26 protein-coding genes and 1 tRNA gene are annotated in these 24,005 nt (G+C 58.1%); 11 read left to right on the top strand and 16 right to left on the bottom strand.

All coding sequences use genetic code 11. The features are described 5' to 3' along the window. Positions 1 to 32 precede the first annotated feature (32 nt). Positions 33 to 1,235 (top strand): RSP_2647 family RNA methyltransferase, encoded by a 1,203-nt coding sequence (locus tag ACR0KC_RS04020; protein WP_480771510.1) that lies wholly within the window; start codon positions 33 to 35, stop codon positions 1,233 to 1,235. Then, a complete protein-coding gene (locus tag ACR0KC_RS04015; protein ID WP_170635194.1) occupies positions 1,232 to 1,774 on the top strand; it encodes an RSP_2648 family PIN domain-containing protein in 543 nt (180 codons plus the stop codon). The genes ACR0KC_RS04020 and ACR0KC_RS04015 overlap by 4 nt, the downstream gene beginning before the upstream one ends. A 68-nt stretch (positions 1,775 to 1,842) precedes the next feature. Here ACR0KC_RS04015 and ACR0KC_RS04010 read toward each other — a convergent pair whose 3' ends face one another. The 7 genes from ACR0KC_RS04010 to ACR0KC_RS03980 form a co-directional block, all read right to left on the bottom strand. Next, positions 1,843 to 2,532: a M48 family metallopeptidase gene (locus ACR0KC_RS04010; RefSeq protein WP_170396642.1), complete on the bottom strand. Its 690-nt coding sequence runs from the start codon at positions 2,530 to 2,532 to the stop codon at positions 1,843 to 1,845. Positions 2,533 to 2,616: 84 nt separating this feature from the next. Continuing rightward, entirely contained in the window at positions 2,617 to 4,419 is a 1,803-nt protein-coding gene (locus ACR0KC_RS04005) for a hypothetical protein (RefSeq protein WP_480771509.1), read from the bottom strand. A 161-nt stretch (positions 4,420 to 4,580) separates the two neighbouring features. After that, positions 4,581 to 5,765 carry a vWA domain-containing protein gene (locus ACR0KC_RS04000; RefSeq protein ID WP_480705067.1) on the bottom strand — a complete coding sequence of 395 codons (1,185 nt, stop codon included), beginning with the start codon at positions 5,763 to 5,765 and terminating at the stop codon, positions 4,581 to 4,583. Between the two features lie 4 nt (positions 5,766 to 5,769). Continuing rightward, positions 5,770 to 5,937 carry a hypothetical protein gene (locus ACR0KC_RS03995; protein ID WP_480705065.1) on the bottom strand — a complete coding sequence of 56 codons (168 nt, stop codon included), beginning with the start codon at positions 5,935 to 5,937 and terminating at the stop codon, positions 5,770 to 5,772. Positions 5,938 to 5,943: 6 nt separating this feature from the next. Continuing rightward, positions 5,944 to 7,308, bottom strand: a complete 1,365-nt coding sequence (locus ACR0KC_RS03990) for a DUF2927 domain-containing protein (protein WP_480705063.1) — start codon at positions 7,306 to 7,308, stop codon at positions 5,944 to 5,946. After that, positions 7,305 to 7,754, bottom strand: a complete 450-nt coding sequence (locus ACR0KC_RS03985) for a GNAT family N-acetyltransferase (RefSeq protein ID WP_170422139.1) — start codon at positions 7,752 to 7,754, stop codon at positions 7,305 to 7,307. Before ACR0KC_RS03985 ends, ACR0KC_RS03990 begins: the two co-directional genes overlap by 4 nt. Positions 7,755 to 7,844: 90 nt before the next feature. Then, positions 7,845 to 8,690 (bottom strand): AAA family ATPase, encoded by an 846-nt coding sequence (locus ACR0KC_RS03980; protein WP_170396653.1) that lies wholly within the window; start codon positions 8,688 to 8,690, stop codon positions 7,845 to 7,847. Positions 8,691 to 9,075: 385 nt separating this feature from the next. Here ACR0KC_RS03980 and dksA point away from each other — a divergent pair, with 385 nt between their 5' ends. Continuing rightward, positions 9,076 to 9,498: an RNA polymerase-binding protein DksA gene (gene dksA / locus ACR0KC_RS03975; RefSeq protein WP_074736317.1), complete on the top strand. Its 423-nt coding sequence runs from the start codon at positions 9,076 to 9,078 to the stop codon at positions 9,496 to 9,498. Between the two features lie 72 nt (positions 9,499 to 9,570). Beyond that, a complete protein-coding gene (locus ACR0KC_RS03970) occupies positions 9,571 to 10,722 on the top strand; it encodes an FAD-dependent monooxygenase (RefSeq protein WP_480705061.1) in 1,152 nt (383 codons plus the stop codon). 4 nt (positions 10,723 to 10,726) lie between these two features. On the opposite strand, the gene xth is transcribed toward ACR0KC_RS03970, so the two are convergent. Then, positions 10,727 to 11,506: an exodeoxyribonuclease III gene (gene xth, locus ACR0KC_RS03965; protein WP_480705059.1), complete on the bottom strand. Its 780-nt coding sequence runs from the start codon at positions 11,504 to 11,506 to the stop codon at positions 10,727 to 10,729. Positions 11,507 to 11,786: 280 nt separating this feature from the next. Next, on the bottom strand, positions 11,787 to 12,110 hold the full coding sequence (locus ACR0KC_RS03960) for a HesB/IscA family protein (RefSeq protein WP_170396659.1): 324 nt from the start codon (positions 12,108 to 12,110) through the stop codon (positions 11,787 to 11,789). Between the two features lie 76 nt (positions 12,111 to 12,186). Between ACR0KC_RS03960 and ACR0KC_RS03955 the strand changes: the two genes are divergently transcribed. Further along, positions 12,187 to 13,344 (top strand): deoxyguanosinetriphosphate triphosphohydrolase, encoded by a 1,158-nt coding sequence (locus tag ACR0KC_RS03955; protein ID WP_170611070.1) that lies wholly within the window; start codon positions 12,187 to 12,189, stop codon positions 13,342 to 13,344. On the opposite strand, the gene ACR0KC_RS03950 is transcribed toward ACR0KC_RS03955, so the two are convergent. After that, a complete protein-coding gene (locus ACR0KC_RS03950; RefSeq protein ID WP_480771508.1) occupies positions 13,326 to 13,877 on the bottom strand; it encodes a putative pterin-binding protein in 552 nt (183 codons plus the stop codon). The two genes, ACR0KC_RS03955 and ACR0KC_RS03950, sit on opposite strands and share 19 nt — an antisense overlap. A 130-nt stretch (positions 13,878 to 14,007) precedes the next feature. On the opposite strand from ACR0KC_RS03950, the gene argS reads away from it, so the two are divergent. From argS to ACR0KC_RS03920, 6 genes are all read left to right on the top strand, one after another. Then, a complete protein-coding gene (gene argS, locus ACR0KC_RS03945; protein ID WP_480771507.1) occupies positions 14,008 to 15,753 on the top strand; it encodes an arginine--tRNA ligase in 1,746 nt (581 codons plus the stop codon). Positions 15,754 to 15,792: 39 nt separating this feature from the next. Further along, positions 15,793 to 16,884 (top strand): SPOR domain-containing protein, encoded by a 1,092-nt coding sequence (locus ACR0KC_RS03940; RefSeq protein WP_480771506.1) that lies wholly within the window; start codon positions 15,793 to 15,795, stop codon positions 16,882 to 16,884. Beyond that, entirely contained in the window at positions 16,881 to 17,888 is a 1,008-nt protein-coding gene (gene nagZ / locus ACR0KC_RS03935; RefSeq protein ID WP_480771505.1) for a beta-N-acetylhexosaminidase, read from the top strand. The genes ACR0KC_RS03940 and nagZ overlap by 4 nt, the downstream gene beginning before the upstream one ends. Then, complete coding sequence (locus ACR0KC_RS03930) at positions 17,878 to 18,672, top strand: segregation and condensation protein A (RefSeq protein WP_170509855.1); 795 nt, start codon at positions 17,878 to 17,880, stop codon at positions 18,670 to 18,672. The genes nagZ and ACR0KC_RS03930 overlap by 11 nt, the downstream gene beginning before the upstream one ends. Then, entirely contained in the window at positions 18,665 to 19,315 is a 651-nt protein-coding gene (scpB, locus tag ACR0KC_RS03925) for an SMC-Scp complex subunit ScpB (protein ID WP_170396671.1), read from the top strand. Before ACR0KC_RS03930 ends, scpB begins: the two co-directional genes overlap by 8 nt. Positions 19,316 to 19,380: 65 nt before the next feature. Further along, positions 19,381 to 19,620, top strand: a complete 240-nt coding sequence (locus tag ACR0KC_RS03920) for a hypothetical protein (RefSeq protein ID WP_170396673.1) — start codon at positions 19,381 to 19,383, stop codon at positions 19,618 to 19,620. Between the two features lie 3 nt (positions 19,621 to 19,623). Here the strand turns inward: ACR0KC_RS03920 and ACR0KC_RS03915 are convergent, their stop codons facing one another. The 6 genes from ACR0KC_RS03915 to plsX all read right to left on the bottom strand — a co-directional run bounded on the left by ACR0KC_RS03915 (position 19,624) and on the right by plsX (position 23,992). Further along, positions 19,624 to 20,703 carry a 2'-deoxycytidine 5'-triphosphate deaminase gene (locus ACR0KC_RS03915; RefSeq protein ID WP_170509858.1) on the bottom strand — a complete coding sequence of 360 codons (1,080 nt, stop codon included), beginning with the start codon at positions 20,701 to 20,703 and terminating at the stop codon, positions 19,624 to 19,626. A 61-nt stretch (positions 20,704 to 20,764) separates the two neighbouring features. Then, positions 20,765 to 20,841, bottom strand: a tRNA-Pro gene (locus tag ACR0KC_RS03910). Positions 20,842 to 20,902: 61 nt separating this feature from the next. After that, positions 20,903 to 21,493, bottom strand: coding sequence for a MerR family transcriptional regulator (locus ACR0KC_RS03905; RefSeq protein ID WP_480705049.1), 591 nt, complete (start codon positions 21,491 to 21,493; stop codon positions 20,903 to 20,905). 18 nt (positions 21,494 to 21,511) lie between these two features. Next, positions 21,512 to 21,814 carry an integration host factor subunit alpha gene (ihfA, locus tag ACR0KC_RS03900; protein WP_008755922.1) on the bottom strand — a complete coding sequence of 101 codons (303 nt, stop codon included), beginning with the start codon at positions 21,812 to 21,814 and terminating at the stop codon, positions 21,512 to 21,514. 96 nt (positions 21,815 to 21,910) lie between these two features. Continuing rightward, the gene (locus ACR0KC_RS03895) at positions 21,911 to 22,882 is read right to left on the bottom strand and encodes a beta-ketoacyl-ACP synthase III (protein ID WP_480705047.1); all 972 of its coding nucleotides are present in this window, start codon (positions 22,880 to 22,882) and stop codon (positions 21,911 to 21,913) included. Between the two features lie 24 nt (positions 22,883 to 22,906). Further along, the gene (gene plsX / locus ACR0KC_RS03890) at positions 22,907 to 23,992 is read right to left on the bottom strand and encodes a phosphate acyltransferase PlsX (RefSeq protein WP_480705045.1); all 1,086 of its coding nucleotides are present in this window, start codon (positions 23,990 to 23,992) and stop codon (positions 22,907 to 22,909) included. Positions 23,993 to 24,005: the final 13 nt, after the last annotated feature.

Genomic DNA, 24,005 nt, shown 5'->3' with positions numbered 1-24,005 from the left:
CACCCCCGTGCATTCACGATTATGAGGGCGCCATGACACCCGTAGCTGACCGCCCCCGTATCCGTTTGAAACCCAAGGCCAATGCGCGTGGCCTGCGCCACGGGTTTCCCTGGGTCTATGCCAATGACATCGTCACCGACCGCCGGACCCGCAAAATCGGGCCGGGGTCCTTGGCTGTGCTGGAAGACGAGAAGCGCGCGCCAATCGCTCTGGTCGCGGTGAATCCGGTCTCGAAGATCATGTGCCGGGTACTTGATCGCGATATCGGCGCGCAGTTGGATGCGGACTGGTTTGAAACCCGTCTGCGCCGCGCGCTTGAGATGCGCGAGCGACTGTTCGATGCGCCTTACTATCGCCTGATCCATGCCGAGGCGGATGGGTTTCCCGGGGTGATTATCGACAGGTTCGGAGACGCCTGCGTGATCCAACCCAACGCAGCCTGGGCTGAGGCACATCTTGAATCTCTGACCGACGCGCTAGTCAAGGTGACCGGGGTCGACACCGTGCTGAAGAACGCCTCAGGGCGCACGCGTGTGCTCGAGGGGTTGGACGACACCAATCTGACCTTGCGTGGAACTGTGCCTTATGAGCCTCTGCCAGTGCCAATGAATGGCGCAACCTACATGGCTGACCTGACTGGTGGGCAGAAAACCGGCCTGTTCTATGACCAACGCCCCAATCACGCGTTTGCCGCCAAGTTGGTTCACCCCGAGGCGCAGGTGCTGGATGTATTCAGCCACGTCGGAGGCTTTGGTCTGGCCATGCTGGCGGGCGGCGCAGCACAGGCATTGTCCGTTGACGGCTCGGCAGCGGCGCTCGAACTGGCGGCGAAGGGCGCTGAAGCCTCAGGATTTTCTGCCCGTTTCCAGACCCGACAAGGCGACGCCTTTGATATACTGACTAAACTCGGCGAAGAGGGCGCGTTGTTCGACGTCGTCATCTGTGATCCCCCGGCTTTTGCACCTTCGAAACAAGCATTGGACGCAGGCCTGCGCGCCTATGAGCGTACCGCACGTCTGGCGGCTCCGCTGGTCAAACCGGGCGGGTATCTTGGCCTCTGCTCCTGTTCTCATGCCGCTGATCTGGGCCGCTTCCGCGATGCCTCATCCCGTGGGATCGGACGGGCAGGACGACAGGCCCAACTGATCCGAACTGGCTTTGCCGGGCCGGACCATCCACAACTGCCGCAGCTCGCAGAAAGCGGCTACCTCAAAGCCGTGTTTTACCGTCTGTGAAGGCGGTTCTTGATACCTGCGTCATCTATCCCACGGTGATGCGAGAGATGCTGTTGGGCGCAGCGAGGCTTGGTTATTTCACGCCCGTCTGGTCTGCACGTATCCTCGAAGAATGGGCTCGTGCCGCCCGCAAACTCGGCCCCGAGGGCGAGGCGCAGGCGCGCGCCGAAATCGCGCTGGTTCAGGCCCATTGGCCAAATGCCGAGCGACCTGCCAACCTCGGTGTTGAACAGCGCCTATGGTTGCCGGATGCCGCCGACATCCACGTTCTCGCAACGGCGGTCACAAGCTCGGCAGATGTCATTGTCACCGTCAATGCCAAAGACTTTCCCAAGAATATGTTGGCCGACGAAGGGCTTGAGCGGCGCGATCCGGACGGGCTGCTGCATGAACTCTGGCTGTCCGACCCCGAAGGCATAACGCAGGTTTCCAAAGCGGTCCTTGCTGAAGCCAACCGGCTATCCGGTGCTCAATGGACCTTGCGCAGCTTAATGAAAAAAGCCCGCCTGCCGCGCCTTGGCAAAGCCCTGAGTACTTAATTCGGGATCCCATTCATCTGGCCAAACATATCTCGGGGAGCGCGAGGGGCTGGCCCCTCGCTCCTATCCTAAACTCCCACGCCCCACTTTTGTTCAAGTACTTCCAGAGCTGCGATCCGCTCATCCGTCTTTGGATGACTCATTAACCAAGCGGGCACAACGCCCGCGCGCTGCTGTGTCAGATCCTCAAGCTTGTGGAACAAAGACTTCTGTGGACCAATCCCGATCCCGGCTTTTGTCAAAAGCGCGGCCGCATATTCATCCGCCTCATATTCATCACTCCGCGACAGGCGGGAGGCCAGCAAATGAGTCAGCATATTTGCAATCCAGGCTCCAATGAACGGGATGAAGCGGTTCAATAGCATCATCAGCGCAGCACGCAGGGCGTTTTGACCCGAGAAATCAATCATCCGCCGCCGGGCGTGGCCAAGGGCGACATGGCCCAATTCATGCGCGATTACGCTTGCCATTTCTTCCGCTGATACTTCGCCGTTGCCAAATTTGCGATAAAAACCGCGAGTGATGAAAATACGCCCATCCGGCGCGGCCAGCCCGTTCACCGGATCGATCTCGTAGATGTAGACTGGGACCCGATCAATCTCCAAGGCCGCAGCCAGCCGGTCCGTCATGCGTTTTAGCGCAGGATCGGCCAGTTCGGTGGACTTCGCATCCAACTCACGATGCGTGCGCCAGACGGATATCCGGTACATCACAACGGCATAGGCTATGGCCAGCAGGATGGGTGTTAAGCGAAGCATGAGTTAGATATGGGCGGCCCACCCCGAGGAGGCAAGCGGTAACTCGCCCTTCACGTCCGATCAGTTGTGCGGCTCAATCCAGCCTTACCTGCCTGGCGAGGGCAGGTGCAGGTTCGAATGAAACTCGGCAAGGGACTGCTTGGTTAAGACCTCGCCCTTCGAAGCCTCAAAAAATGCGCGTTCAGCTTCCTTTTCTGCGACCAGAGCATCAACTCTCAGGTCCCTCACATCCGCGCGCAGAGCGTCGCGCGCCTCCTCGTAGGTTTCAGCATCGCGCAGCTCATCCTCAAGCGCACTCAGCTTGTCATCATAGTCCGGGTCCGCAGGATCAAGTGCGGCGATATCATCGGCGATGTCTTCGCTGCTGCGGCCATCGTAGTCTTCGTTCAGATCACGCAGTTCACGGCGCGCCTCATAGAGGTCACCGCGTAAGTCGTAATAGGTTTCCGCCGCCGCCTGGTAGGTCGCGATTTTGCCGACATTGCTGTTGGGTGAAGCATTGCGGAACGCCGGGGCCGCTGCCTTAGACGCATTCAGGTTACGCAGCTTGTCCGAGCCATCGGGATCGGTGATCGCTGCAACAAGCGGATCGCGATAATAGCGGTAGCGGTTCTTATTGCGATCGGAATATGGCTTGTCGTAGCGCAGTCGATAGTCGGTTTCATCATAGAAATTCTTATCATCCGAATAGCGGTAGCCGTCAGGATCGTAAGGCACCGGCTGGACCGTTGCCCAGTCCTTGTGCCGGTAGTTTGGCTGTGGCAGATCGAGATTGCCGTGGAACTCGCCCAGCGTCGCCTTGGTCAATGTACGCCCTTTCGAAGCGTCATAAAAGGCAGCCTCCGCATCTTGCAACGCGTCGCGGGTTTCGTATTTCAGATCCCTCAGATCCGCGCGCAGATCGTCGCGCGCCTCCTCGTAGGTTTCAGCGTCTCGCAGCTCATCCTCAAGCGCACTCAGCTTGTCATCATAGTTCGGGTCTGCAGGATCAAGCGCGGCGATATCATCGGCGATATCTTCGCTGCTGCGGCCATCGTAGTCTTCGTTCAGATCACGCAGTTCACGGCGCGCCTCATAGAGGTCACCGCGTAGATCGTAATAGGTTTCCGCCGCCGCCTGATAGGTCGCGATCTTGCCGACATTGCTGTTGGGTGAAGCATTGCGGAACGCCGGGGCCGCTGCCTTAGACGCATTCAGGTTACGCAGCTTGTCCGAGCCATCGGGATCGGTGATTGCTGCAACAAGCGGGTCGCGATAGCGACGCTTGCCGGGCTTCTTATTGTCATAGTGCTTGGATTTATAATCTGTGCGAGCAACAGGTCGCGGGGAATACTCAACAGGAGCAACCGAGGCCTTGCGGTACGATTTCTTTACCCGGTTCGCGCTTGACTTGGTTTTTACCGGCGAACGCTTGCCAAATAGTTGCTCGACATCGCGTTTAAACTCTCTTCCAAAGCCCGCCAGTGTGGTCTTTTGTACCTTGCCGTTCCGTCCCTTAGCTTTAGCAGAGGTTTTGGCTGACCGGTGGTGTTTTGCCTTTTGCTTCTTGTTGAACCCGAAAGCCTTTTTAACGCGGTGCGTTTTGGACTTGGCCTTGCCGGGATCTTTACCCGCGCTTTTGGCACCCTTAGTCTTGCCGGATTTTCCCTTTTCGCCACCTTTGTTGCCGTCGTTGCCTTTTCCGGACTTTCCCTTGCCTTTGTTGCCGTCGTTGCTTTTTCCAGAACTACCTTTGCCGCCGCCGCGGCCCTTTCCCTTGCCATTATCATTCTTGGCATAAGCGGCGTCAGGGGAAAGTACCAATGTCGCGGTCGCACCCGATGCAATTGCGAACGCTGTAATGGTCAAAACAGATGTCAGGATATTTCGTAGTTTTGAAATGGTCATCTCAGCCCCCCAGCTTCAATCCCTTTGTCGTATATCACGAATTCGAGAGAGGCAGGGAATTTTGCCGAGATTGTTTCTTTGGTGGTGCTTTTGACGCGAATATCTCTGAAAACTAGGCCTATTGTTTCCGGTTTCTGAGTCAACCAGGACTCCGACGGTGACTAGCGCGTCAGTTCCCGCATACCTTGTTCCAAACCCGCCAGCGTCATGGGTGCCATGCGATCTTCGAATATCTCACGGATCATGCCGATCGAATGGGTATATTCCCAATACTTCTCTGGCACTGGATTGATCCACAGGTTCGATGTCCACTGTTCGCGTGCACGGCCCAGCCAGACTTGGCCAGATTCCTGATTCCAATGCTCATTTGCACCACCGGGATAAGCGATCTCGTAAGGACTCATCGAGGCATCGCCGACAAAGATGCATTTGTAGTCCGGCCCGTATGTACGCAAGACCTCGTGCGTCGGAGTTTGCTGATCCCAGCGGCGGCGATTGTCGCGCCAGACGCCTTCATAGAGGCAATTGTGGAAGTAGTAGTATTCCAGATGTTTGAACTCGGTCCGGGCCGCCGAGAACAGTTCTTCCACAACCTTGATATGCGGGTCCATCGATCCGCCCACGTCCAGAAACAAAAGCACTTTGACGGCGTTGTGACGTTCGGGTCGGGTTTTGACATCCAGATATCCGTGTTCAGCCGTAGCCCTGATCGTTCCATCCAGATCAAGCTCTTCCGCTGCACCTTCACGCGCCCAGCGGCGCAGGCGTTTCAAGGCAACCTTGATGTTCCGGGTGCCAAGTTCAACAGTGTCATCTAAGTTCTTGAATTCGCGCTTGTCCCAGACCTTTACGGCACGCTGATGGCGGCTTTCTTTCTGGCCGATGCGCACGCCTTCGGGGTTGTAGCCATAGGCGCCGAAAGGTGAGGTGCCCGCGGTGCCGATCCACTTGTTACCGCCCTGATGGCGACCCTGTTGGTCCTTGAGGCGCTCGCGTAGCGTCTCCATCAGTTTATCAAAGCCACCAAGCGCCTCGATCTCGGCTTTTTCTTCATCCGACAGGTGCTTTTCGGCCATCTTTGCAAGCCACTCGGCAGGAATATCGACCGCCTCGAGTACTTGATCGAAACTGATTTCACCCAACCCTTCGAAACTGGCGGCAAAGGCACGGTCGAACTTGTCGATGTTGCGCTCGTCTTTCACCATCGAAACGCGGGCGAGATAGTAAAACGCCTCGACATCGTATGTCGCCAAGCCCTTTTTCATCCCTTCCAGAAACGTCAGGTACTCGCGCAGAGATACGGGAATGCCAGCGTTTCGGAGGTTTTCGAAGAAGGGCAGGAACATCGTTCTATACCAGGCGGACAATGACCAGTGAAATCACCAGCCCGACCAACGCAAAGGCAATGCCGTAACCTGCGGCGTATTGAACCATATCAGCACCGCTTCCGTTACGTTTGCGTGCTGTCAACGCGCCCAGAATCGCGCCCAGAATAGCCATGCCCAGAACCACTATCATGTGACGTTATCCACCCGTGCTTGTGGCGGCTGACTGCGCGATGTCTTGTGTGACCGAGCGCACCACCAAATCCGAGCCGAAGCCGTAACGTGCCCATCCGATACTGTCCAGCCGAACACGACGTGCCTGATCTAGTTGACCGGACTGCCGCAGTGCCTCGGATTTGAGCAGCAGCAGGGTGGCCAGAAGGGCGGCGTTCTCGGCCTTGGTCATGACATTGATTGCTTTGTTCAATTCGGGCAGGGCCTCGGTGCCCTGACCCTGTGCCAAAGCAAATGCTGCGGTTTGTGCCGTGATATGAGCGCGCTGAATTTCCGTTCCCGGGGTGGCGTTCAGGTATTTCAGGGCAATTTCATATTGCTGCTGCGCCGCCTCGGGGTCGTCGAATTGCCCCATGCGCCCCAGCAGATAATGCGGATAGGCGCGGCGGTGGTCGGTCCAGCCTTGCTGTTGACCAATTCGCGCTGCCTCGTTCGCAGCGTTGACGCGTTTGGCCGTACCAGCGCCAGCCCCCAAAGCGCGTTGAACTGCGTTAATCCACGCCCGAGGCGTCTCAGTAACCTGTTGTGGCGCAACCCGATCCCCTCTGGGGTTCAGCCGGCTGAGTACGCCGGGCAGAACCGCCGCCGCCTGTTCGCGTGTCATGCCATTTTGCAACTCAGGCGCATAGGCTGCGCGCAGGATCAACATGTCGAATCCGGTCAGAACCGTGTGGAAATTGTCGTCGTTGAATACTGAATCGGTTAGGCGATAGAGGTCGTTCAGAGGTCCAAGTGCCTGAGCCAATTCTTCATGCAGGCAGTCCCGAATTTCCTGTGGGCTGGCATCGTAGGGGATGAATATCCCGATCCGTTCACGTTTTCGCAGTTCGGTCCAGTTGCTTTTGCTTTTGCGCCTGTCACGGCGGTATTCTTCCAGACTTGAAGAGTTGGGCACGACGAAACAGGCGGCCTGCGGCAGGATGCGGCGGATCTGTTTCTGGCTTACAGCCTCGATCGTGATGTTCGCCTGACCCTCTGGAATCTGCCGGATGTCGATCTTCGCCTCACGTTGCAACCGGGTCAGTAGCCGGCTCAGGTCGGTCTGCATCGTTGGTGGCGGTGTCCCAGTCAGACGCACCGTGATGGGTCCATCAAACCGGGTGAAAACGGGCAACTCTGCGCCGCTCTCAAGTGCGAAATGCAGCGATAGGAAATCTGCGGCGATGTTCTTGTTTGAACGGGCAGGCGGGCTTGGACGAGCAGCGCCGAAGGATTTAGACGGCGGCAGCGAAGCTTCAATCACCTGGGTACGAGTCGGCGTCTCGATCCGGTCGACCGTGGTGCAGGCAGACAGCGCCGCCAGAAGGAGGGTTGCGCCCAAAAGCCTCATGGTCGCTGATACTTCAGGAACGGCGACAACTTGCCGATGCGGTCATAGAGTTTGCGTGCGGTATGGTTGTTTTCCTGCGTCAGCCAATAGACTGAGGGGGCTTTCTGCCTGTCCGCTTCTTCATAGACGGCCTCAATCAGGGCGCGTCCAACTCCGGTGCCTCGCGCTTCTGGGCGGGCATAGAGATCCTGCAGATAGCAGACACTTTCTTCCTTCCAGGCGTGGCGATGAAACAGGTAGTGGGTCAGTCCAAGCAATTGCCCATCCAAATCCGCGACAAAACAGGAAAAGTCATTCGGATCATCACCTAAGAGCCGTGCAAAGGTGCTTTGGAAAGTCGAATCCGGCACTTCGGTTTCATAAAATGCCAGGTAGTCACGCCACATTTCGGCCCATTGATCCCGGTCTTCTGGTCGCAAGGGGCGAATTGTGAGGGCGTTAGACATTTTATTATTTCCTGCTCTGGAGGCCCGATTGGCGCGGGGTCTTTCGTTGATGTAATGCTGACACCCGACCGTACCGATGACAAGCTGTGATCACCGCTTGCTACGCGCCATAAAGGCCAGCCGTTCAAACAGGTGTACGTCCTGCTCATTTTTTAGAAGCGCACCATGTAGCTTGGGCAGTGCATTCACACCGTCGCGTTTAAGGTCCTCAGCGCTCAAGTCCTCAGCCAAGAGCAGTTTCAGCCAGTCCAGCACTTCCGAGGTCGAGGGCTTTTTCTTCAAACCTTGCGTTTCGCGGATTTCGTAGAACTGGGTCAGCGCGGTGGTCAGCAGCGCATCTTTGATGCCGGGGTGATGGACTTCGACGATACGGCGCATCGTGGCTTCGTCTGGAAAGCGGATGTAGTGAAAGAAGCAGCGGCGCAGGAATGCGTCAGGTAGTTCCTTTTCGTTGTTCGACGTGATTATGACGATAGGGCGGTTCTTGGCACGGATCGTCTCGCCAGTCTCGTAGACGTGGAACTCCATCTTATCGAGTTCTTGCAATAGATCGTTGGGGAATTCGATATCAGCCTTGTCGATCTCGTCGATCAGTAGCACGACCTTTTCATCCGCATCGAATGCCTGCCACAGCTTGCCCTTGCGAATATAGTTCGAGACATCATGCACGCGCTCTTCGCCAAGCTGGCTATCGCGCAAACGGCTGACCGCATCGTATTCATACAACCCCTGTTGCGCTCGGGTGGTGGATTTCACGTTCCACTCAATCATCGTCAGCCCCAGCGCGCCTGCGACCTGTTTCGCCAGCTCGGTCTTGCCAGTTCCGGGCTCGCCCTTGACCAACAAGGGGCGTTCCAGCGTGACGGCAGCGTTCACGGCAATGTTCAGATCGTCGGTGGCAACATATTCTGCGGTGCCTTGAAAACGTGCGGTCATGGGACCCCTCATGTGGTTTCCGCGGAATGCGGGCTGGGTTTGCTCTGCTCGGGTTACAGAGAGGCAAGGTTATTTACAAGCCGGGCCGCAGCGTCGCGAGAGGATGGGATGGGCTGTAAGTCCAATCTGTTTTGGGCGATTCGTTCGGGGCGGGGTATCGCAGGGGTTGAAGCTGCCTGAAAAACGCCTTGCGAGAACCACAGAAAAACAAGGTTTTGTTGTTACAAGTCTCAATATTAGAGCAGTCGGAGTGACGCGGCGGCGAGGCATACGTTTGTGTAGTGACAATCTCTGCCCCGTCGGTTACACGCTCCGCAGAAGGGGGTGCCGAATGTCAGGTAATACAATCGCAACCGACGTTTCAGGCCATACCGAGGGAGCAAATATGAAGCAGGAAGTTTTTCTGCCGGAAGATTATCGTCCGGCCGAAGATGAGCCTTTCATGAATGACCGCCAGCTTGAGTATTTTCGCCGCAAGCTGATGGATTGGAAGACAGAACTACTCGCAGGCAGCCGTGATACGATCGAAGGTCTGCAGGACAACACCCGAAACATACCCGATGTCGCTGACCGCGCAAGCGAAGAGACCGACCGTGCGCTGGAACTGCGCACCCGGGATCGTCAGCGTAAGCTGGTGGCCAAAATCGACTCGGCCCTGCGTCGGATCGAAGAAGGGGAGTATGGATATTGCGAGAAGACCGGTGATCCGATCTCGCTCAAGCGCCTGGATGCGCGTCCTATCGCGACTATGACGCTTGAGGCGCAAGAGCGTCACGAGCGCCGCGAAAAGGTCCACCGCGACGATTGATCGCTGGGAAATTGCAACAAAACAACTGCGCCGGGGCCTGTCGCCTCGGCGTTTTTGCGTTATGGCAGGTCCATGAATATCAATGGTCTGAATTTCTGCGTCATTGGCGGCGGCATTGGGGGCATGGCGGCGGCACTCGCACTGCGAAGTCAGGGTGCTCAGGTGACGGTTCTGGAGCAGGCCCCAGAACTGACCGAAGTTGGTGCTGGATTGCAAATCAGTGCGAACGGGATGGCGGTACTGCGTGCGCTAGGCGTTGCTGGTAAGGTCCCGGAAGCTGGACAAATCTCGGGTGGGACCGTTCTGCGCGATTACCGTAATGGGCGCGTGATCAGTCGGGTCCCGGTCCCTGCCGCTGGGTCGACTTACTATTATCACCGGGCAGATCTGCTGGACCTGTTACACAAAGCCGCCTTGCGCTCTGGGGTGGATATTCGGCTGGATGCACCTGTCGCGACGGTTCATAAACACCCAAGCGAAGCCGAGATCGTTCTGGAAAGCGGCGAAAGGCTGCGTGCGGAATGCGCGATCGCCGCAGACGGTGGGCGCAGCGCTATCCGCCCGATCTTGAATGGCCCCGAGGTCCCGGTGTTCACCCATCAGGTTGCCTGGCGAGCAACGATCCCCTGGACCCAGCCAGAAGAACTGCCATGCGCGTCCTTGACGATGGGGCCAGGCCGGCACGTGGTAACCTACCCGCTGCGCGATCAACGCCTCGTGAACATCGTGGCCATAGAAGAGCGTTCCGACTGGCAAGAGGAAGGCTGGCGACGTCAGGGTGATCCCGACGACCTGCGAACCCGGTTCGCCGATTTTGGCGGACCGGTTGGTGACATATTGTCAAAGATTGACGAGGTTCACCTTTGGGCGCTGTTTCTGCGCCCCGTGGCGCAAATCTGGCAGAATGGGCGATTGGCCTTACTTGGGGATGCGGCGCACCCGACGTTGCCTTTTATGGCCCAAGGAGCTTGCCTGGCACTGGAAGATGCCTGGGTCCTGACACGCGCGTTCCAGGACAACTCAGGCGTCGCCCGCGCATTGGCTACCTATGAAGCCACTCGACGACCGCGTGCCAGGCAAGTGGTTGGCGCTGCAGGCGCAAATGCGCGTAATTTCCACCTTCGTGGGCCAATGAGGCTGGCCGCGCAGGCCGCCTTAATGGCGGTTGGTCCACGCTTGGCACGGCGCTACGAGTGGATCTATAGCTACGACGCGACCGCGTAAGCGTTCACAGGTCGAGATCAACCCAGACCGGCACATGGTCCGAAGGTTTTTCGTGCCCCCTCACTTCGGCATCGATCCTGCAATCACGCATCAAATCTGCAGCTTGCGGCGTCAGAAGAAAGTGATCGATGCGAATCCCGTCGTTTCTGTTCCACGCGCCGGCTTGATAATCCCAGAATGAGTAATGACCGGGGCCTTGCGTTCGTGCGCGAAAGGCTTCGGTGAAGCCCAGATTCAATACCTTACGGAATGCAGCGCGACTTTCGGGTCGAAATAGCGCATCCTCGCGCCAGGCGTCGGGGCGCTTGGCATCTTCGGCCTGCGGGATGATATTGTAATCCCCGGCCATCAACGCGGGTTCCTCTGATGCCATCAAATCGCGGGCACGATCATAGAGGCGCTCCATCCACTCAAGCTTGTAGTCATATTTCGGCCCCGGCACCGGATTGCCATTTGGCAGATACAATCCGCAGATGCGCAGTGCTCTCTTTCCTGTGACAGTAGCTTCGATCCAGCGCGCCTGCTCATCACTTTCATCACCGGGCAACCCACGGGAGACATCCTCAAGCGGCAATTTCGAAAGGATTGCAACGCCGTTGAAGCTCTTTTGCCCGTGGGTTTCAACGTTATATCCGCGCTCCTCGAAAATCTCGCGGGGGAAATTCTCATCAATAGATTTGATTTCCTGCAGCAACACGACATCGGGCTGCGCCTCATCCAACCAGCGAGGTAACGCCTCGGCCCTTGCCTTGATACCGTTGATGTTGAATGTGGCGATTTTCATGCGTGATCCTCCGGTGCCATTGGCAACCTATCGCGCAGAATACACGCAACGGCAAGTTGCCGAATAAGTAAGCGAGGCTCTGCCTCGCGCTCCGAGGTATTTTGGGCCAGATGAAGAAACGGATTCTTAACCATATTCGTCAAAACTGAGTATGCGGTACAGGCGGAGGCGCCGATGACCGCGCCAGGTGAAGCTCTCTGACTTTGACTTTCAGAGAGTGGATCTCTCTTCATCTGGCTAAAAATACCTTGGGGGTGTGGGGGCAAAGCCCCCACTGACGCTACATCGAGAACGATGTGCCGCAGCCGCAGGAAGACGTGGCGTTGGGGTTCTCAATCACGAAGCGCGCGCCGATGAGTTCCTGTGTGAAATCAATTACCGCGTTCTCCAGAAACGGCAGAGAGATCGAGTCGACGATGACCTTTTGGCCTTTGCCCTCTAGCACCAAATCGTCCTCTTTCGGCACATCCAGGGCGATCTCGTATTGAAAACCGGAACATCCGCCACCCTCCACAGCGACACGCAGGGCCTGGCCCTGATCTGCGGCACCGATTTCGGCCAGGCGTTCAAAGGCGCGTTCTGTGACTGTTGGGGGCAGATTCATGCCGGTCTCCAAAGGTTTATTTCCTTAGCATCGTACAATATATGGAACCTGACGACAGGCGACAAGGACAAGACCTTTGGACAGAGCGGGTTTTGCCTCGGACCCAGGCCGCGCGAGGGGGCGGCTTGTACCTGAGGAGGAAAGCAGTTTTCGGTCATGCTTTCAGCGCGACCGTGACAGGATTATTCATGCCAGCGCGTTTAGGCGCCTCAAACACAAAACTCAGGTGTTTGTTGAGCATGAGGGCGACAGTTATCGAACCCGCCTGACGCATTCCATAGAAGTGGCTCAGGTGGCTCGAACGATTGCCGGGGCCTTAGGCTTGAACGGCGAATTGACCGAAGCGGTCGCGTTGGCGCACGACCTCGGGCATACGCCGTTTGGCCACACGGGCGAGGATGCTCTGCATGCGTTGATGGAGCCATATGGTGGCTTTGACCACAACGCACAGGCCATTCGGATCGTGACCAAACTCGAGCGTCACTACGCCGAGTTCGATGGGTGCAACCTGACCTGGGAATGTCTGGAAGGGATAGCCAAGCACAACGGGCCGGTCACTGGTGCATTGCCTTGGGCATTGGCCGAATGCAACCAGGGCTTTGACCTCGAACTCCATACTCATGCGAGCGCTGAGGCGCAGGTCGCGGCGTTGTCGGACGACATTGCCTACAACAACCACGATCTGTTTGACGGATTACGGGCGGGATTGTTCAGAGATGAAGACATTCAGCAGCTTCCCATAATTGATGCCTGTTTCGCCGAAGTGGATGCCAAATTTCCGGGTCTTGACCCTTATCGCCGTCGGCACGAGGCGCTCAGACGGGTATTTGGCGTCATGGTTTCGGATGTTATCGACACCTCACGCGCGTTGATAGCGGCCTCGGGGGCGCAGTCGGTCGAGGATATCCGCCATCTGGGTTATCCGGTCATTCAATTCTCGGATGATCTTTGGGCGAAGCTCAAACAGATCCGCGCCTTCCTGTTTTCGCGCATGTATCGCGCACCGAGCGTGATGGAAGTGCGCGCCAGTGTCAGCAAGGTGGTTGAGGAACTGTTTCCGATTTACCTGTCCGACCCGAAACAGATGCCCAGGCACTGGCATGTCGATATCGAGACGGCAAAGGATGAGACCGCGCTGGCCCGCATCGTCTCGGATTATATCGCGGGTATGACCGACAGGTTTGCGCTGCAAGACCATGCCCGGCTGACCGGAGATCACTCGATCGCAATATAGGCGATGGCCCAGACCTGTTGGCTGGCTTGTGTTTGAGCCAGTTCAGCATCATTCGTGGGCGGGAAAACGATCATCGTGGGGCCGTAACTACCAATGCCCATCGGCACGCCATCCGCGTGGGTGGCCACGATGGGTTGATGTGTCTCGATGCTTTCCCATGGGATTTCAGCCTGATAGCCATCCATAGCCATGGGCAGGGCGGATTTGCCCCTGGCACCTGCCATCGTCATTACGTCAGACAACAACGGGCCAGCGAAGGTATAGTCGCGCTGGTTCTCTGGCGGGCCGTAGGGGATGGTGATCTCGACCTGATCCAACCCGTCCAGCATGGCAGCGTCAAAGCCTGCTGCACCGTCATGTGTGACTTCGAGAAAACCCAACAGCCCACCGTCGTTCTCGGCGCGCGCGGGCAGATTGGTTTCGGTGATGGCGCCACCGAGCGTCAGCAGTACGTGGCCTTGAGGTGAGGGCATCTCGGCCCATGTGGGCAGGGCGGTGGTCAGCAACAGGGCAAAGGGCAAGGTAAGGCGCATTCAGGGGCTCCGGTCACGGTTTTCCCCGACCTTAGCCCTGATAGCGGTTAATCCAAGCGCAAAATTTAGGCGTCCATTGACCTTGGCGCTTTGCGTGGTAAACCCCGCGGCAAGCAAAAGGACATCCGAAATGAACCTGTTTTCCGAGATCCGCGGCCTGGTACTGGACGCGCTGGCGCAGATGCAGTCCGAAGGCGCGCTGCCTGAGGGGCTGAGCTTTGACAACGTGGCGGTTGAGCCTCCGCGCGATGCGGCGCATGGCGATATGGCGACCAATGCGGCGATGGTACTGGCGAAACCGGCGAAGATGAAGCCGCGGGACATTGCGGATGTGCTTGCGGGCAAGCTGTCTGCAGACGGCCGGATCACCAGCGCCGAGGTGGCGGGCCCGGGCTTTCTAAACCTGCGGCTTGCGTCTTCGGTTTGGCAGGGAGTGTTGGCTGCGGTGCTGGAAAAGGGCACCGATTATGGCCGTTCGACCATGGGACATGGTCAGAAGGTGAACGTGGAATATGTCTCGGCCAACCCGACCGGCCCGCTGCATGTGGGCCACACGCGGGGGGCTGTGTTCGGTGATGCGCTGGCAAGCTTGCTGGCCTATTCGGGCCATGAGGTGACCCGCGAATACTACATCAACGATGGCGGCGCGCAGGTGGATGTGCTGGCGCGGTCGGCATATGAACGGTATCGCGAGGCCAACGGGCTCAGTCCCGAGATCGCCGAAGGTCTCTATCCCGGCGATTACCTGATCCCGATCGGTCAGGCGCTGAAAGAGAAATACGGCGACAGCCTGATCGACAAGCCAGAAAGCGTATGGCTGGAAGAGCTGCGCGAATTCTCAACCGACGCTATGATGGACCTGATCCGCGCCGACCTGAAGGCGCTGGGTGTTGAGATGGATGTGTTCTTCTCAGAGAAGTCGCTCTACGGCACAGGGCGGATCGAGGCTGCGCTTCAGTCGCTAACCGACAAGGGCCTGATCTACGAAGGCGTTCTTGAGCCGCCCAAGGGTAAGAAACCCGAGGATTGGGAACCGCGCGAGCAGACCTTGTTCAAGTCGACCGAACACGGGGATGACGTCGACCGCCCGGTCAAGAAATCGGACGGCAGCTGGACCTATTTCGCCCCGGATATCGCTTATCATTATGACAAGGTGAGCCGTGGGTTTGACGCGCTAATCGATGTGTTCGGTGCGGACCATGGCGGCTATGTCAAACGGATGAAGGCGGCCGTTTCGGCCCTTTCCGATGGTAAGGTGCCGCTGGATATCAAGCTTACCCAATTGGTGAAGCTGTGGAAGAATGGCGAGCCATTCAAGATGTCCAAGCGGGCAGGGAACTTTGTCACGTTGCGCGATGTAGTCGATCAGGTCGGGCCTGATGTAACCCGTTTCGTGATGCTGACCCGCAAGAACGACGCACCGCTGGATTTCGATTTCGACAAGGTGTTGGAACAAAGCCGCGAAAACCCGGTGTTCTACGTCCAATACGCCCATGCCCGCGTCATGAGTGTGCTGCGCCGCGCCGCTGAGGCCGGGATTTCTGCCGATGATGCTACGCTATCTGGGGCAGATCTGGGAAAGATCGACCACGCCTCTGAGCTGACCGTTGCCAAGAAGCTGGCAGAATGGCCACGTCTGGTTGAAATCGCCGCTCGCACAAATGAACCGCACCGGGTTGCCTTCTATCTCTATGAATTAGCAGGAGATTTTCACGCGCTGTGGAACAAGGGCAATGACGAAACCCAGTTGCGCTTCATTCAGGATGGCGATGTTGCCACAAGCCAATCGAAAATCGCACTGGCCCGGGCTGTTTCTGTTGTGATTTCAGCGGGCTTGGGTATTCTTGGCGTTACCCCGGCGCAGGAGATGCGATAACAAATATCGCCCGAACCGCCGGTCTGAGGCAGACAAGAAATGACCCGCGCGCCACTTTGTACGGCGCAATCGGGCGGTGAGGCGGAAATGGCACGTTACGATTACTCGGGGCAGCATAGCCCCGAGCAGATGCATTACTCGAATCAATCGCATCCTGAAGATGCGTATGATTATCCTGATGAAAGCTATAGCTATGATGACGCCCCGCGCGCAGGCGCTGGGCTGGGCCGTATTGTCAACGTGCTTGGGGCGGTTGCGTCTTTGGCGCTGGTCGCCGGAGTCGGCGTTTGGGGCTACCAACTGATCATGCGCGACGTCAGCGGGGTACCGGTCGTGCGCGCCGCCGAAGGACCCATGCGCGTGCAGCCCGAAAATCCCGGCGGGACGCCTGCTGATAATCAGGGCCTAGCGGTGAATGCAGTTGCCGCTGTCGGGACTGCTGCACCGCCGGCAGATCGTCTGATCCTCGCACCGCGCCCCGTGTCTCTGACTGATGAAGACACGCCCATGACCGCGCTTGAGGCCACAAATGCAGTGCAAGTGATTGAGGAACCCGCCACTGATCAGGCGATCGTGAACGCTCTGGCCGAAGGGCTCGCCGCCGAACCTCTGCCTGAACAGACGCCTGAGCAGGGCGTGCAATTGGCTTCCCTGGTCACGCCCGAAGACGAGCCCGCGATTGATCCGGCTGATTACGCCGCGCAACAGCCCGACCCTAAGATTGCTGCACTGCCTGGTGTGCGCCGGTCGCTGCGTCCGCATGTGCGTCCAGCCCGCGCTACGCCAAGTTCTATTTCGTCCAACAGCGCTACGGAAGCTGCGATCAATGCTGCAGTAAAGGCTGCTGTTGGTCTGGATGTTGATCCCGATACATTGACCAAAGGCACGCGATTGGCTCAGCTTGGGGCATACGAAAGCGCCGATGTGGCGCAGGCCGAATGGGCACGTTTGAATGGCCGATTTGGAGAATATATGGATGGAAAACAGCGTGTTATTCAGAAGACCTCAAGCGGAGGGCGAACCTTCTATCGCCTGCGTGTCATGGGGTTTGATGATCTGAGCGACTCGCGCCAGTTTTGCGCGGCCCTAGTCGCGCAGGGTGCAGACTGTATCCCGGTCGCCGTCCGGTGAGATTTGGCGCGGTTATCACCGATGCCGAAGGGCTGCGCCTGACGCCGGATGAAAAAGCTTTGTTCAAAGAGATGAACCCGTTCGGGTTCATTCTGTTTGCCCGCAACATCGAATCCGCTGACCAGACCCGCGCCTTGTGCGAGGACTTCCGCGAGGCGGTTGGCCGAAATTGCCTAATCACAGTCGATCAGGAAGGTGGCCGCGTACAACGTCTGCGCGCACCTTTAGCCCGTGAATGGTTGCCCCCTTTGGATCATGTCGCGCATGCCGGAGATCAGGCCGAGCGCGCGATGTATCTGCGCTATCGTCTGATCGCGCATGAACTGCTGGGATTGGGCATCGACAGCAATTGTGCGCCGATGGTCGATCTGGCCCGCGAGGGTACTCATGCGTTCCTGAAGAACCGCTGCTATGGGTCTGATCCCGAAAAGGTTTCCGCGATTGGTCGAGCCGTTGCCAACGGACACTTTGATGGCGGAGTGTTGCCGGTAGTAAAGCACATGCCCGGCCACGGTCTGTCGACGCTCGACAGTCATCACGAGTTGCCGCATGTGGATCTTTCTCTAAGTGCACTGGAAGCGGCAGATTTTGCACCATTCCGCGCGCTGAACGACTTGCCGATGGGGATGACGGCGCATTTGGTTTATGACCAGATCGATCCAAGGCCCGCAACGATTTCTGCTGGAATGATGACGATGATTAGGGAGCGCATCGGTTTCGACGGTCTGATTATGACCGACGATATCACGATGAAAGCCCTGAACGGCGCGCCCGCCGACTTGGCCCGACAGGCACTGGACGCCGGATGCGATGCGGCCTTGCACTGCAACGGGGCCTTTGAAGAACGCGCGCAGGTGCTCGAAGCCGCTTGTGAGATGTCGGATGCGGCACAAGCCCGCGCAGATCGGGCGCTGGCCCGGAGACAACCGCCACAGGAACTTGACATCCAAGCCGCCGAGGCGGAACTATCTGCCCTAATGGGCGGGCAGGTATATGCAGGATAACCTTTTCAGCGAAGACCCGGTCTCGGTTGCCGATCGGCTGGCCGCCGAGGCTTTGATTGTGGACGTCGACGGGTTTGAGGGTCCGCTCGATGTGCTTTTGACACTTTCGCGTACGCAAAAAGTGGACTTGCGCAAAATCTCGGTTCTTGCGCTGGCTCAACAGTATCTGACATTTGTCGAAAAAGCGCGTCAGTTGAGGATCGAACTGGCCGCCGACTATCTGGTGATGGCCGCTTGGCTAGCTTTCCTCAAATCCCGCTTGCTGCTGCCCCCGGACCCGGATGATGAAGGCCCCTCGGGCGAGGAACTCGCCGCGCACCTCGCATTCCAATTGGAGCGTCTGCAGGCCATGCGCGATGCCGCTGCGCGCCTGATGGCGCGTGATCAATTGGGCCGCGATTTTTTCAAACGCGGGCAGGGTGAGGATGTTACGCGAATCCGCACCGTGACCTATTCCGCCACATTGCTGGACCTGATGCAGGGCTATGCGCGTATCCGCACGCGCGACGAGTTCCGCCCCTTCGTCATGGACCGCGACGCCGTTTTCACCATGGAACAAGCGCTTGAGCGGATGCGACCCCTGATAGGCTTTGCCGGTGCGTGGACGGATATGGAGACCTACCTGCCCGAAGGCTGGGATGCTGATCCGGTGCGGCGACGCTCGGCCACGGCTGCAACCTTCGCAGCCTCGCTTGAGCTGGTGAAAGAAGGACATATGGAGATCAAGCAAAGCGAGACCTTTGCGCCGATCCATCTGCGTAAGAGGACTGAGACACGTGACTGACGCCAACGAAGAGACAGGCACACTGTTCGAAGCGCCGCCCTTGGCGGAACAGGAACGTATGGTCGAGGCCGTGCTGTTTGCCAGCGCCGAGCCAGTGACGATTGGTGATCTTGAAGCGCGGATGCCCCATGGAAGCAATGCCGCGCAAGCTGTTGAATCGCTTCAGAAACGATACGAAGGGCGCGGGGTGCGTGTGGTGCGCGTTGGTGAGGCTTGGGCGATCCGCACAGCCCCCGATCTTGGCTTCCTGATGCAGAAGGAAACGGTTGAGACCCGCAAGCTTAGCCGGGCGGCCATCGAAACGCTGGCGATCGTGGCTTATCACCAGCCCTGCACGCGTGCGGAGATCGAGGAAATCCGGGGCGTGTCCGTTTCGCGCGGCACCATTGACCAACTGCTTGAGATGGAGTGGATCCGACTGGGCCGCCGTCGCATGACACCAGGCCGTCCGGTGACATTCGTCGTAACGCCTGAGTTTCTGGATCATTTCGGGCTGGAAAACGCCCGTGACCTGCCGGGCCTGAAGGAGTTGCGCGCAGCCGGATTGTTGGAGAATCGCCCACCCCCTGGTGCTGTGCCGCTGGGCGAAGGGCAGGGTGATGACGAGGACGAAGATCAAACCGAACTGTTCGAAGAAGAGTGATCGGACAGCCCTTTTATTGCCGCAGATCCCGCCTATCATAGGGTGCAGGAAACGGAGTTGAGCCAATGAATGCCAATCGGATCATCGATATGATCGTGCGCCGGGTGATGCGTCGCCTGGTGAACCACGGTGTGGACAAGGGTATTGATATGGCCAGCAAGGTGGGCCGCAAACCGGGTCAGTCTGATGTTGAGAATGGCCCCGAGGCGGATCGCCAGATGCGCGATGCGACCAAGCGCCAAAATCAAAGCGCAAAGCAGATGCGGCAGGTGTCGCGTCAGATGCGTCGGTTCATGAAGTTCTGAAACTCAGCCCACAGCTTTGAAATGCTTGGACAGTTTCAGGCCTTGACCCTGATAGTTCGAGGCAATCCCAGCACCATATAGCTGTGTCGGCATTTCTGCCATCTTCTCATAAACCAGGCGCCCGACGACTTGTCCGTGTTCCAACACAAATGGCGCTTCGTGGCAGCGCACTTCCAGCACCCCGCGTGATCCAGCGCCGCCTGCTTCGGCATGTCCAAAGCCCGGGTCAAAGAATCCGGCGTAATGTACCCGGAACTCGCCGACCATAGCCAGATAAGGGGCCATTTCAGCAGCATACATTGGCGGGATATGCACCGCTTCGCGGCTGACGAGAATGTAGAACGCGCCGGGGTCGAGGATGATGCGACCATCCTTGGTATGCACCTCTTCCCAGTATTCCTGCGGGTCGTATTCGCCGATCCGATCCAGATCGATCACCCCGGTATGGGGCTTGGCACGATAGCCGACCAGATCGGTATCGGGCAGTTGCAGATCGACCGAAAACCCCAACCCGTCCTGAATGACGGCTGGCCCATCAACCAACGGCGTTTGACCATGCAACGCGGTCAGCTCGGCGTCGCTGAGTACCGCCTGACCTTTGCGGAAACGGATCTGATTCAGACGCATTCCGGGGCGCACCAGAACCGAGAACGATCGCGGGCAGATCTCGGCATAAAGCGGACCTGTGTAGCCTGCGGGAACCCGATCAAACTCGGTTCCGCCATCGGTGATCGTGCGCGTGAGCAAGTCGAGCCGCCCGGTCGAGCTTTTGGCATTGGCCACCGCACTGACGTCATCGGGCAGGGCGAGTGATTCCATCAGCGGCACCAGATAGACACAGCCCTTTTCCAGAACAGCGCCTTCAGTGATGTCGATGCGGTGCATCTCAAACTCGGCCAGCCGGTCTGCGACAGACCGTCCTTCGCCTGCCAGAAACGACGCGCGCACCCGGTAAGCCACTGTTCCCAAACGTAGATCAAGGCTTGCCGGCTGCACCTGTGCAGGGATGATGTCTGGGCTTGCGGCGATCTCACCGCGTGCAATCATCGCCTCAAGCTGTTGATTTGGGCAAACACCTGTCATCTCGATCCCCTCTGCTGCCAGAGCGGGATCTGGCCTATGTGCCATAAACGTCGGTGTGATTTGGTCGGGCTAGCAGGACTCGAACCTGCGACCTTCCGTCCCCCAGACGGACGCGCTACCAGGCTGCGCCATAGCCCGACGTTGAGGTGTTCATAAAGACTTTCCCGGCGGGGGCAAGAGGAAATCATCGCCTTTTTTGCTATCCCGCCGTGTGGTGTTCGACGCGATCCAGCCACCTGCGCAGGTCCTTGGCGATGGGTGCAATCTGGTGCAACAGCTCATCGTCATACTCGTCACGATTCCATGCCAGCGAGGCAATACCACCCATCAGCGGCGCTGCATCCAGCTCAGCCGGTATTGGTTTGGGTTCGGGGGTTGCGACGGGTTTCGGAGCCTCTGGGGCAGGGGAATGGGCGGTTTCGCCCAAATCCATGTCGATCTGGTTTGCGGATGGTTCCGGCGCTGAAGCGAACGGAACCACAGTATCGTCGATGCTGGGTGCGGGCGCGTTTTCATCCAAATTGGGCGAAAGCGATGCAACATGCGCAACGCCCTGTTCCCGAAGGATACGCTGAACACCTTTGATGGTAATCCCGTCCTCGTGCAGCAGTTTCTTGATACCGCCCAGCAGACGCATATCATTGGGGCGATAATATCGCCGCCCACCGGCGCGTTTGACGGGTTTGACTTGGGTAAACCGGCTTTCCCAGAAACGCAGCACATGAGCCTGAACTCCGAGCCAGTCCGCAACTTCACTTATGGTGCGAAAGGCATCGGGGGACTTACTCATAACCTGGATGTCCTGAACTTACTTGCGGTTCCCTGCGGCGACGCGATCCTTCATCAGGTGCGACGGACGGAATGTCAGTACACGACGGGGCTGGATCGGAACCTCTTCACCGGTTTTAGGGTTGCGACCGATACGGGCGGTTTTGTCCCGAACGCTGAAGGTGCCGAATGACGAAATCTTAACCTGTTCGCCACGCACCAGCGCGTCAGACATGTGGTTCAGAACGCTTTCGACCAGCTGTGCGCTTTCATTGCGTGACAAGCCAACCTCACGAAAGACGGCCTCGCTCAGATCCATTCGGGTCAGTGTTTTGTCGCCCATGCTTTTTCCCCTGTTGATGTCTGAGCATATGGCTATGCAAAATTCGCTGTCAATATCAATGAATTGCAGGAGGCTCTGTAAGCCGGATTGTGCCGGTTACCAACGCAGTGCGACCGCCCCCCAGGCCAGACCGCCACCAATCGCCTCTGTAACGATCAGATCGCCGGTTTTGATCTGGCCGTTTTGCTTGCCCACCGACAGGGCCAGAGGGATGGAGGCTGCCGATGTGTTGCCATGGTCCTGAACGGTGACGACGACGTTATCCATCGGCAGGCCCATCTTCTTGGCGGTGCCCTGAATAATGCGGATATTGGCCTGATGCGGCACGATCCAGTCGACATCATCGCTGGACAAACCGGCTCGTTCCAGCGCGACTTCGGCAGTTCGGGCCAGTTTCTCGACCGCATGACGGAAGACCTGATTGCCCTGCATCCGCAAGTGGCCGGTGGATTGGGTCGAAACCCCGCCATCAACATAGAGAAGGTCTTTGTAGCGTCCGTCCGAATTCAAGTCGGTCGCAAGAATACCGCGATCATCCGAAGTGCCCTGACCCTCTTGCTCTTCCAGAACCAGTGCGCCCGCGCCATCGCCAAACAGCACGCAGGTCGACCGGTCGGTCCAGTCCATGATTCGTGAAAAGGTCTCGGCGCCGATCACCAGTACGCGCTTGGCCTGACCGGACAGGATCAGGGCGTTGGCGTTGCTGAGCGCAAAGACAAACCCTGCGCAGACCGCCTGTACATCGAAGGCAAAACCTTTGGTCATGCCCAACCGGGCCTGTACCATGGTTGCCGCCGAAGGAAAGGTCAGATCAGCTGTGGAGGTTGCCAGTACAATCGCGTCGATATCATCCGCCGTCAGTCCGGCATCAGCCAGTGCGGCTTCGGCCGCTTTGGTGGCCAGATCGGAAGTGGTTTCTTCCTCGGCCGCGAAGTGTCGCCGCTCGATCCCGGACCGGGTGCGAATCCATTCGTCCGTCGTATCCAGCGTTTTCTCGAACTCAGAGTTCGGTACAACGCGCTCTGGCAAATAATGCCCGACACCTACAACAACTGAGCGGCCTGCCATGCTGGGGTACTGCCTTTTTTGTTATTATTCCGATTGAGTCACGGAATGGGCCGCATCTTGTGCAAGTGCGGCTGTTGATGCAACCCGTGCCGCCAATTTTTCGGCGAAACCGGATTCAGCCAGAGTGAAGGCCAGCTTAACCGCTGCGGAAACGCCGGTTGCGTCCGCTCCGCCGTGGGATTTCACCACGGTTCCGTTGAGTCCCAAGAACACGCCGCCATTGACGCGGCGCGGGTCTATCCGCTTTTTCAGACGATTCAACGAGGTGATTGCCAGGATCGAGGCCAGCCGGGATAGGGGCGAGTATTTGAACGCTTCACGAAGCAAATCACCGATAAGGTTCGCGGTGCCTTCGCCGGTTTTAATGGCGACATTTCCAGTGAAGCCGTCGGTCACGATCACGTCAGCTTTGTCGCCGGGGATATCGCTGCCTTCGACAAAGCCCACGAATTCGAAATTCGCCTGATCGGCAAAGTCCGAGATCATCGCGTGGGCTTCTTTCAGTTCGGCGCGGCCCTTGTGTTCTTCGGTGCCGACATTCAGCAACCCGATCCGAGGGCGGCTGAGCGCCATACCGTTGCGCGCGTATGAAGCCCCCATCAGCGCGTATTGCAACAGGTCCTTGGCATCAGCGCGCACATCTGCGCCGACGTCCAGCATCACGTTGAACCCATGCGGATTGCGCGAGGGCCACAGGATCGCGATGGCAGGGCGGTTCACGCCGGGCAGCTTGCGCAGCCGCAACATGGACATGGCCATCAGCGCTCCCGTGTTGCCGCAGGACACCGCGCCGTGCGCTTCACCTGCACGCACCGCTTCCAGAGCGGACCACATCGACGTGCTCTTGCCGCTGCGGACAACCTGGCTTGGTTTGTCTTCCATCGTGACCACGTCCGGGCAATCACGAAAAACGACGCGCCCATCAAGGACACGCCGTTTGGCAACCAGCTTGCGTAGTTCCTGTTCCTGACCGTGCAGGATGAACCCGATCTTCGGGTTCTTGTCCGCAGATTTTGCAATGCCCGCCACAACGACGGCAGGGCCCGAATCTCCGCCCATAGCGTCAACCGAGATGATGATCCGTCCGGTCTGCGTGGGCTGATCCGTCATGCCTTGGCCTGCG

The organism is Ruegeria sp. CF3 (genome assembly GCF_056537365.1).
This window is presented reverse-complemented; position numbering and strand designations above follow the sequence as displayed.